At 31.9% G+C, this 10708-nt stretch carries 4 protein-coding genes; all 4 read left to right on the top strand.

What is annotated here, in order from left to right:
- Positions 1 to 4642, top strand: a 4642-nt coding sequence (locus tag EZM65_RS15180; protein ID WP_136669411.1) for a non-ribosomal peptide synthetase, incomplete at its 5' end; no start/stop codon positions are given.
- Positions 4643 to 4765: 123 nt separating this feature from the next.
- Positions 4766 to 7165: an outer membrane beta-barrel family protein gene (locus EZM65_RS15175; RefSeq protein ID WP_136669410.1), complete on the top strand. Its 2400-nt coding sequence runs from the start codon at positions 4766 to 4768 to the stop codon at positions 7163 to 7165.
- Between the two features lie 8 nt (positions 7166 to 7173).
- A complete protein-coding gene (locus tag EZM65_RS15170; protein WP_136669409.1) occupies positions 7174 to 10503 on the top strand; it encodes a non-ribosomal peptide synthetase in 3330 nt (1109 codons plus the stop codon).
- Between the two features lie 5 nt (positions 10504 to 10508).
- A partial coding sequence (locus EZM65_RS15165; RefSeq protein WP_248574886.1) for a condensation domain-containing protein occupies positions 10509 to 10708 on the top strand: 200 nt, incomplete at its 3' end.

Here is a 10708-nt window from a genome sequence, read left to right as displayed (position 1 = left end):
AAGAATATCGTATATTGAAGAAGATACCAATGCAAAAGTGGTTATCGATAGTTCATTCATGAGTGAATTTGAGAAAATCTGTCATGAACTTCCAAATGATAATTTGGAGATTATTACTAATCCTGACAGTATCGCCTATGTTATTTATACCTCAGGAACCACAGGACAGCCTAAAGGGGTAATTATTGAGAATAAAAACGTGGTAAGATTATTTTTTACTGATAAGCCTTTATTTGATTTTAATGAAAATGATGTATGGACATTTTTCCACTCGTACGCATTTGATTTTTCTGTTTGGGAAATGTATGGTGCTTTGTTATTTGGTGGGAAAGTAATTGTTGTACCTAAACTGATCACCAGAAATACATCGGAGTTTTTAGAATTGATACATGAAAAAAATGTTACAGTTTTAAATCAAACACCATCAGCTTTTTATAATCTTATTTCACATGAAATGGATAAGGAGCCAAGAAAATATGACTTGAGATATGTAATATTTGGAGGCGAAGCTTTAAATCCTTCATTACTTGAAGGCTGGAATAATAGATATCCTAATGTTAATTTGATTAACATGTATGGAATTACAGAAACAACTGTGCATGTTACTTACAAGGAAATCACCGAAAAAGAAATCAAACAGGAAAGATCAAATATTGGTAAGCCAATACCAACATTAAAATGTTATGTTTTGGATGCCAATAGGAAACCAGTTCCGGTAGGAATATTTGGTGAATTGTTTGTAACCGGCGAAGGTGTGGCAAGGGGATATTTAAATAAACCTGAACTTACTAATGAAAGGTTTGTGCAAAATCCTTTTGGTGAAGGCAGGATGTATGTAACGGGAGATTTGGCAAGATTACTTCCGGATGGGAATTTGGAATATTTTGGTAGAAAAGATTTACAGGTTAAGATAAGAGGCTTCAGAATCGAATTGGGGGATATCGAAACTCAAATTTCCCAGTTTGAAAACATCAAACAGATTGTTGTTGAGGTAAAACAGATTAATTCTGATAAAAACTTAGTTGCTTATTATACTTCGGAGGTTGAAGTGGATAAATCAGAGTTGAAACAATATTTGAAAAGTAAACTTCCTGAGCACATGATTCCAATGTTTTTTGTTCAATTGGATAGTATTCCTCTAACTTCAAATGGTAAAGTAAATCGAAAAGCCTTACCAGCTGTAATGGGTGAAGATTTAATCAGAAAAATGTATGTCGGACCAACTAACGAAACTGAAAGAAAAGTTGTTGAAATATGGCAGGAAATACTGGGAATAGATAAAATAGGAATCGAGGATGACTTTTTTGAACTTGGTGGTGATTCTATAAAATCAATACGTGCATTAAGTAGAATTAATAAGGAATTAGGAGTAAATTACAGACTACAGGATATTTACGTCAAAAAAACTATCAAAGAATTAGCATCATTACAGGTCGTAAGAACAGAAAGTGAAATTTCTTCTGAAATAATAGAAAAAGTAAATAGCAACTTTAAAGATTTACAAGCTGAATTATCTGATGATTCAACAATAAAAGAGATTTTTCCAATGAGTGATATCGAATTGGGAATGATGTATGAGTCGTTGTTAAAATCAGATACGGGAGTATATCATGACCAGTTTTTATTACCTGTGCCATTTACTTCTTTTGATTTAAAAACGTTTGAAAGGGCTGTGGATTTAATGGTGGAAAAGCATGAAATTTTAAGAACAGCTTATAATATTAATGACTATAGTGAGCCTGTTCATCTTGTTTACTCGAGACAATTCGAAGAAATAAAATATGAAGATATAGCTGCTATTGATGAGGAAGTACAAAGAAGACATATAAATGATTTTATGTCTTCAGAGAGAAATGAAAATCCTTTTCAAATGGAGCATGCCGGTTTATGGCGTATGAAAATTTATAAAACAGCCAATGAAAAATGGTTGTTATTAATGCAGTGCCATCATGCTATTTTAGACGGTTGGAGTGTAGCTTCTTTTATTACGGAATTGAACAATACTTATTTGCTATTATTGAAAAATGAGATTCAATCTTTGAATAAATTGTCAGTAACTTATAAAGACTATGTTTTCAATCAAAAATGTACTAAAGAAGATAATTCTAAATTTAGTTATTGGTCAGAAAAATTAACCGGTTACCACCGTCTTGATTTATTTACAGATAGAGATTTTTACAAACAATATACATACCAATTGGAAGGAGAACTGTTTTCTGGTCTTCAAAAATTCTCTAAAGAAAATAATATAAGTTTAAAAGATATCTGTTTTGCAGCTTATTTAAACACATTGCAGCTTATAAGTTTTGAAAAAGATATTGTTGTAGGTTTAGTAACTAATGGCAGACCATTGGCAGAAGACGGTGATAAAATTTTAGGTTGCTTTTTGAATACACTGCCTTTCCGTTCTCAATACGAAAAGAATTCTTCTTCAAAATTTGTCAAGAAAATTAGTGAGAATCTGACAATTCAAAAAGAATATGAAGGCATAAGCATGTTTGAACTGCACAATCGTTTTTCTACTGATAATAAAGGTCAAAATCCATTCTTTGATGTGATTTATAATTATGTTGATTTTCACGTTTTTGAGGAATTAAATTCAGAAATTGAGGAGAATCTGCATGAAAGTACAGATTTCGTAGATGAATATGCTGTTACTAATACTTTTATGGATATTAATGTACGTCCAGTGGCAGATAAGGGCTTGAGGATATCTTGGATGCAGCAGAAAGAGTTCAGAGGGACTATACAATTAGAACAATTGCAGCTGTATTTCAATAATTTCCTGATGAGTTTAGTAAATCAGCCCGAACTATTATTAAGCAATGACTTAATAATAACAGATGAAGAAAAACATCAGTTGCTTGTTGATTTTAATGATACAAAAGTTGAATATCCTAGTCATAAAACTATTATAGAAATTTTTGAAGACCAAGTTGAAAAAACACCTCGAAATATAGCTGTAGTTTTTAAAGATATTCAATTAAATTACCAGGAATTGAACGAAAAGGCAAATCAGCTAAGCCAATTCCTGATTCAAAAATACAATGTCTTAACTTCTGATTTTGTAGGGATTAAATTAGACAGAAGTGAAAATGTAATTGTTTCAATATTGGCAGTATTGAAAGCAGGAGGAGCTTATGTTCCTATCGATGTGAGTTATCCAAAAGAAAGAATCGATTTCATCGAAAAAGATAGTAAATGTAGATTGATTATTGATGATGTTTTACTTGAATCTTTTGTTGAGGAAAGTAAATTTTATTCTAATGGAAATTTCAGTAAAGAAATATTGCCCGAAAGTCTGGCCTATATAATTTACACCTCAGGGACTACAGGTAATCCAAAAGGAGTAATGGTGGAAAACAAAAGTGTTATCAATCTTATCACTTATCAAACGAATCATTTTGGGATTGATGCTTCAGAAAGAATTTTACAGTTTTCTAATTATGCTTTTGATGCTTCAGTTGAGCAAATATTTTTAGCATTGCTTAATGGAGCTTCATTGCATCTTATTTCGAAAGATGTGTTAATTGAACAGGATGCTCTGGATACTTTTTTGTATGAAAATCAAATAACACATTTCCATGCTGTGCCTTCTGTAGTACAAATGGTGTTGCCAGATAAAAAATATGCTTTGAAAAGAGTTATTGCAGGAGGGGATCATTGTCCTCAGCAATTGGCAGCATCTTGGGGGAAAGTTTGTAAGTTTTATAATGAATATGGCCCTACAGAAACAACAGTAACTTCTATAGAATACTTGTTCAATCCTGAAATGTCTTTTTCAATTGGTAAACCCATCGGTAATACACAAGTATATATTTTAGATATAAATCAAGAAATAATACCCGTAGGAACAGTTGGTAAAATCTATATCGCAGGCGATGGATTAACGAGAGGTTACTTGAATAGACCAGAACTTACCTCTGAGAAATTTATAAACAACCCATTTAATCCGGGTGAGAGAATGTATGATACCGGAGATTTAGGAAGATGGCTTCCAGATGGGAATATCGAATTCTTAGGAAGAGACGATCATCAGGTTAAAATAAGAGGATACAGAATTGAATTGGAAGAAATTGAAAAAGCATTAATTCAATTTGAAAACCAGATCCAAAACTGTGTTGTAGAAGCAAAAAAGATACATGGGGAAAACCTTTTAGTTGCTTATTATACGAGTGAAATAGAAGTTGATAAGTCGTTAGTTAAAGCCTTCTTGCATGATAAACTTCCGGATTTTATGGTGCCTTCATTCTTCGTTCAGTTGGATAATTTACCAGTAACTGCAAACGGTAAAATAGACCGCAAGGCACTTCCTTCAGTCGGAAATGAGGACATGCTCAAAAAAGAACATGTTGAGCCAAGAAATGAATCGGAGGAAATGATGGTAGAAATATGGAAAAATATACTTCGTTTGGATAAACTGGGTGTTACGGATAACTTCTTTGATCTTGGCGGACATAGTTTAATTGCAACAAAACTTATCAATCAAATTCATAAAGAATTTAATGTTAAATTAACTGTTAATCAGCTTTTTGACAATCAAACTATTGAAGACTTGGTTCAAGTAATTGAAAGCATTAAATACTTTAATGAAAATATAGAAGAGCGGGAAGAAATCGAAACCGAAAATTTCTCTTTATAATCCTTTACTCAAATAATTTAAAAAGTAAAATCCTGATATTTTTAGTTGATGGTCATGTTTCAGCTGAAAAGAATATCAGGGTTTTACAACCTTTTGAAAATAAATTAATTAACAACTAAAAAAATGAACAAAAATCTAATAGTACTACTATTAACAATAATTGCCGGGAATTTGCTGCACGGACAAAATAAGGTGTCCGGAAGAGTATTAAACAATAATACACCAATAGAGTTTTGTGAAGTAATTATTTCTCAGTCGAATAATGTTGCGGTTGTAAGTGAAATTACAAACAAGAAAGGAGAATTTCTTATAAATGTTCCAAATGGGGATTATTTTTTGCAAATCAGGCAGTTGAGCGCTGTATTGCATAATGGTGATATTAAAGTAAAGTCAGATGTAAATCTTGGGGATATAAACGTCACAGTAGAAAAAACATCGCAATTGGAATCTATTACTGTTAGAGGTTCAAGTAAAAAATCTTTAGTTGAAAGAAAATCAGACAGACTGGTTTTTAATCTTCAAAATACAATTAGTGCCACTGGAGGAGATGCACTTGATGCACTGAAAGTCACACCTGGGGTACGTGTGCAAAACGAAAGCGTAAGTATATCAGGTAAGGGATCTGTTATGGTAATGATTGATGAAAAGTTAATGGAGTTAAAAAATGAGGACTTAATTAATTTTTTAAAATCGATTCCTTCAGATAATATTCAAAGTATTGAGGTTATTACTACGCCGCCTGCTAAGTATGATGCTATAGGAAATAGTGGCTTGATTAACATTCGTATGAAGAGATCAAAACAGGACGACTGGAGTGTTACATTGGGCTCCAGTACAATGGTTAGAAAGATTCAAGGGGAAAGTGCTTTAACCGGGAATATTTTGTATAACAAGAATAGATTAAATATATCAACATCTTTAGGTTACAGAGAAGGAGGGACAGACTTTGATCAGGAAAATAAAATTTATTTCCCTGATGGTTTATGGAATCCTACGAATCCATTGAAAAGAAAATATGAAAGATTTAATGTAGTAGTCAACGCTTTATATAAGATGACTGATAAATGGAATTTGGGCGGTCAATATTTAGTTAATTATAATAAAAGCGAAACAGATACCAAAAGGAAAATGGTGGTTTATGATTATGCTACTAACGATATTATTCAGGAAACCAATTCACCGGGGTCATCGGATCAAAAGCCTTTGTTTCACTCTGTTAACTTATATAATGATTTTAAAATCAATTCCGGAGGGAGAAAGGTTGCAGTGAATTTCGATTATTTTAATTATGATAATAATGATTCAAGACCTTATGGAGGAACCGTTGTAGATTATAACCCATATGATGAAAACTATTTTAAAGGGATTAATATCAACAAACAGAAAATAAACAATTATTCAGCAAAAATTGATTTTGAATGGCCTTTAAAGTGGGTTAATTTAAGTTTTGGTACAAAAGTTTCTTTTTCAAAAACAGATAATAAAGTTTCTCAATTTAACAGTGGTGTAGTAGATAGTCCAGTCACTGATATGCCACTGACAGATGACAGATTTCAATATGATGAAAACGTTCAGGCAGTATATTTTTCAGGGAATAAGAAATTCGTAAACGGAATTGAATCAATAATTGGATTAAGAGTTGAATCTACTCAAACAATTTCAAACAGTCAGTTTATTAATACAGTTCAAAATAATTATGTTAAATTTTTTCCGTCAATTAATTTAACGTATAAACTAAACAACGCTAATGTTGTCCGATTAAATTACAGCAGAAGAATTGACAGACCGACTTTCACACAGTTAAATCCTAATATTACCTATGTGACGCCTTTTCAAACCCTTGCGGGGAATCCATTTTTACAACCCGCTTTCATTGATAATTTAGAGTTAATCTATTCCTATAAAAAACTGGAAACCAAGTTTTATTTAACTGCAGAAAACGGCTTATTCAACCAGGTTATTTTACCGGATAGCGAGAATGATTTTCTTGAGTTAAAATTTCTGAATTATATGGATTCGAGAAGATATGGGATTAACGAAGTTTTCACTTTTAATAAATTTAAATGGCTTACAAGTACGAATACTTTAGATATAAATTATTCAGTGTTTAAGGTGCCTTTCACTTTTGCTCAAGGCAGAGAAGGCGTAAACGTGAAGATTTTCACTAATAATGATATTGTACTTAATAGTGAAAGAACTTTACTTTTTAATGTCAATTATGAGTACAATCTGCCTGAAACCTATGGTGTAGCTAAGTATAAAGAAAGAAGTAATTTGTCTTTAGGACTGCAATACATGTTAATGAACAAAAACCTAAGAGTAAGTTTTAAAGCAAATGATCTTTTGAAAACATATGTATGGAAATCAGAAGAGAGAATAAACGGAATTTATCAAAATTCAAATTATTATTTCGATGCACGATATTTTCAATTATCAGTGAGTTATAAGTTCGGTAGTGATAAAATTAAAGCACAAAACCGAAAAACAAGTAATGAAGAAGAGAGGATAAGAACAGGAAATTAAAGAACATCATGCAGTCATTATTAAACAAACTAAGAACTTTAAATATAAAAATTGAATTAGAAAATGATAAGCTTAATATTAATGCACCTAAAGGAGCTGTTACTCCGGACTTACTTGAGGAAATTAAATTAAGCAAAGAAAAATTAATTACTTTTCTAAAATCATTATCTGATAATAAAGAAGACTATTTTGAAATTACTAAAGCTGATGAAATGGATTTGTACCCTCTTTCATCAGCTCAAAACAGTATTTGGTTATTATCTCAAAATGAAGAGCAAAAAAAAGCATACAACATGTCAACTGTTTTTGAAGTTGAAGGCTTTTTAAATCTTGGTATTTTAGAAAAAGCCTTTAAGTCATTAATAAACAGACATGAATCTTTAAGAACTGTTTTTGTTGAAACTCCTCAAGGAGAAATTAAACAAAGAATTTTAAGTGATAACGAAGTTGGATCTCAATTTATGATTGAATCTATCAGCTCTGATTTTTCAAAAAATGAAATTGATTCAATCGTAGAAAATGAAAGTAATTTTTCTTTTGATTTAGCGAAGGATTCATTAGTTAGAGCTAAAGTTGTTAAAATTTCTGATGAGCATTTTGTTATTATTTTAGTCACACATCATATCATTAATGATGGTTGGTCAATGCAGGTCATGATAAATGAATTGTTTGCTTTATACAATTCATTTTCAGGAAATAGTTCTTATGAATTACCTCCTTTAAAAATTCAATATAAAGATTACGCTGTTTGGCAGCAGGATAAATTAAGTAAAGAAAATTCTAAGGGTAAAAGATTCTGGCTGGATCAATTTACGGGGGATATTCCTGTTTTAGAAATGCCTTCATTCAACCAAAGACCTGTTAAAAAGACATTTAACGGTGGATTAGCTTCACATAAAATTGATATAAAAACGATAAATGATTTAACAAGCCTTTGTCAATCTCATGACAGCAGTTTGTACATGGGATTGTTAGGCGTTTTAAATGTGTTGTTTTATAAGTACACCGGGCAGAAAGATTTTGTTGTTGGTTCTCCTGTCGCAGGTAGAATACACGAAGATTTACAAAATCAAATCGGTTTTTATGTCAATACCCTTGCATTAAGGGTTCCTTTTAACGAAACAGATAGCTTTACAGAGCTGTTAAAAAAGGTCAGAAAAACCACATTGGAAGGGTACCAGTATCAGGATTATCCTTTTGAAGAATTGATTGAGAACTTGAATCTTAAAAGAGATTTAAGCAGAAGCCCGTTGTTCGATGTGACACTAACACTTCAGAACATAGATAACCTTAATGACTCAAATCAGGTGGAAGGTTTGTCTGTTAAAATGTATACTAGTGATAAAAAAACACTAAGTAAGTTTGACTTGCAGTTTACCTTTTCAGAACTTGAAAATGCTTTGCAATTAGATCTGATTTATAATTCTGATATATTTAGTTCAGATGTTATTGAACAATTGATAGCTCATTTCAATAGCATTATTAACGAGATTACAACAAACTATAATTTACCCATTTCAGAAATAGATTATTTGTCTGAAGAGGAAAAGCAACAACTTTTATTTACTTTTAATGATAACTCAAAGTCATTTCCATTAGATAAAAACTTATTTGAAATTTTTGAAGCGCAAGTTGAAAAAACACCAAATAATGTCGCTTTAGTATTTGAAGATAAATCGTATACCTATAAGGAATTAAATGAAATTTCTAATCGATTGGCGAACAGTTTAATCAAAGATTTTAATGTTAAAAAGAATGATTTTGTAGCAATTAAATTAGAAAGAAGCGAAAAAATAATCATCTCTCTATTAGCAGTTTTAAAAGCAGGAGCAACCTATGTTCCTATCGACTTAAACTATCCGCAGGAACGTATTGAGTATATAGAAAAAGACAGTAATTCTAAAGTTATTGTAGATGAAAGATTCTATAGTAAATTTTATGATGTTCAATTAGATTACGCAAAAGAAAACATAAATAGTAAAACTGGTTTAGAGGATTTAGCATATATTATATATACTTCCGGAACTACTGGTAATCCTAAAGGGGTTATGGTTGAACATAAAAATGTCATTAATTTGATATGTTCACAAACGGAAGAATTTAGAATAACATCAGATGAAAAAATACTTCAGTCTTCTAATTTTTCATTTGATGCATCAGTTGAACAGACATTCCTGGCACTTTTAAATGGAGCTATGCTTGTGATATTGCCTGCAGATGTATTGGCAGATCAAAAAGCATTGAATGATTTTATTTTAGAAAATAAAATAACACATTTCCACTCTGTACCTTCCATAGTCGAAAGAATTATTCCGAATCCGGATTTAAGTCTAAAAAGAATACTTTCAGGTGGGGATGTATGTAAACAAAAAACAGCTGAAAGCTGGGATGGTATCTGTACTTTTTATAATAAATACGGACCTACAGAAACTACAGTTACTTGTATAGAATTTCTGTACAATAAAGATAAAATGTTTTCTATTGGCCAACCAATAGCAAATACCCGTATATATATATTAGATGAAAATCAAAAATTATTACCGATAGGTGTTTATGGTAAAATCTACATAGCTGGAGCAGGTGTTACAAGAGGCTATCTTAATAGGCCTGATCTTACTGCAGAAAAATTCGTGATTAATCCTTTTGAAAAAGAAGGCAGAATGTATGATAGCGGCGATGTAGGCCGTTGGTTGCCTGATGGGAGTATAGAGTTTTTAGGCAGAAACGACCATCAAGTTAAAATTAGAGGTTACAGAATTGAATTGGGTGAAATAGAATCGGCACTGGCTTTATATAGCACTTCACTTTCTAAAGTGGTTGTGCTTCCTAAAGCATACAACGGTGATCAGGTTATTGTTGCTTATTATTTAGCAGATAAAGAGTTTTCTTCGTTGGAGCTTAAGGAATATCTGCAGAAGAAGTTGCCGGCATATATGGTTCCTTCGTTTTATATTGCTTTAGAGACAATACCGTTGACCCCAAATGGTAAGATAGATAGAAAAGCATTTCCTGAGTTGACTAATGAACATTTATCCAGAACGGAGTATGTCGCTCCTCAAACTGCTTTAGAAAAACAAATTGCAATCATTTTGCAGGAAGTTTTAGGGATCGAAAAAGTTGGCTTAACAGATAATTTCTTCGAAATAGGCGGTAATAGTCTTATGATTGGTCAGGTAATCAACCGATTGAATAAAGGATTGGGACAAACGATAACGTTTAAAGATTTTTTCGGATTTCCAACCGTTGAAGGTNCCAAAGCTCTTATGTTTCAATACCTAAAGTGGAAGAATCATTGCATTATCCTGTTACCTCGTCCCAGTACCGTCTATGGGTTTTAAGCCAGATGGAAGGCGGTTCGTTAGCGTATAACATGACAGGTGCTTTAATCCTTAAAGGAGATTTGGATAAAGATTCATTTGCCACTGCATTTGCCGTATTTATCGCCAAGCATGAGATCATGCGTACATGCTTCAAGATGGATGACCAGAGCGGAGAACTTCGTCAATATACCCTTTCCCCGGCTGAAGCACAATTTGAACTGAC

Origin of the sequence: Flavobacterium sp. H122, assembly GCF_004959765.1 — a bacterium.
Lineage (GTDB): Bacteria > Bacteroidota > Bacteroidia > Flavobacteriales > Flavobacteriaceae > Flavobacterium.
This window is presented reverse-complemented; position numbering and strand designations above follow the sequence as displayed.

Bases quoted from the DNA above. Each gene is read 5' to 3' on its own strand.
- EZM65_RS15175 (WP_136669410.1), top strand. From the start codon at position 4,766: ATGAACAAAAATCTAATAGTACTACTATTAACAATAATTGCCGGGAAT.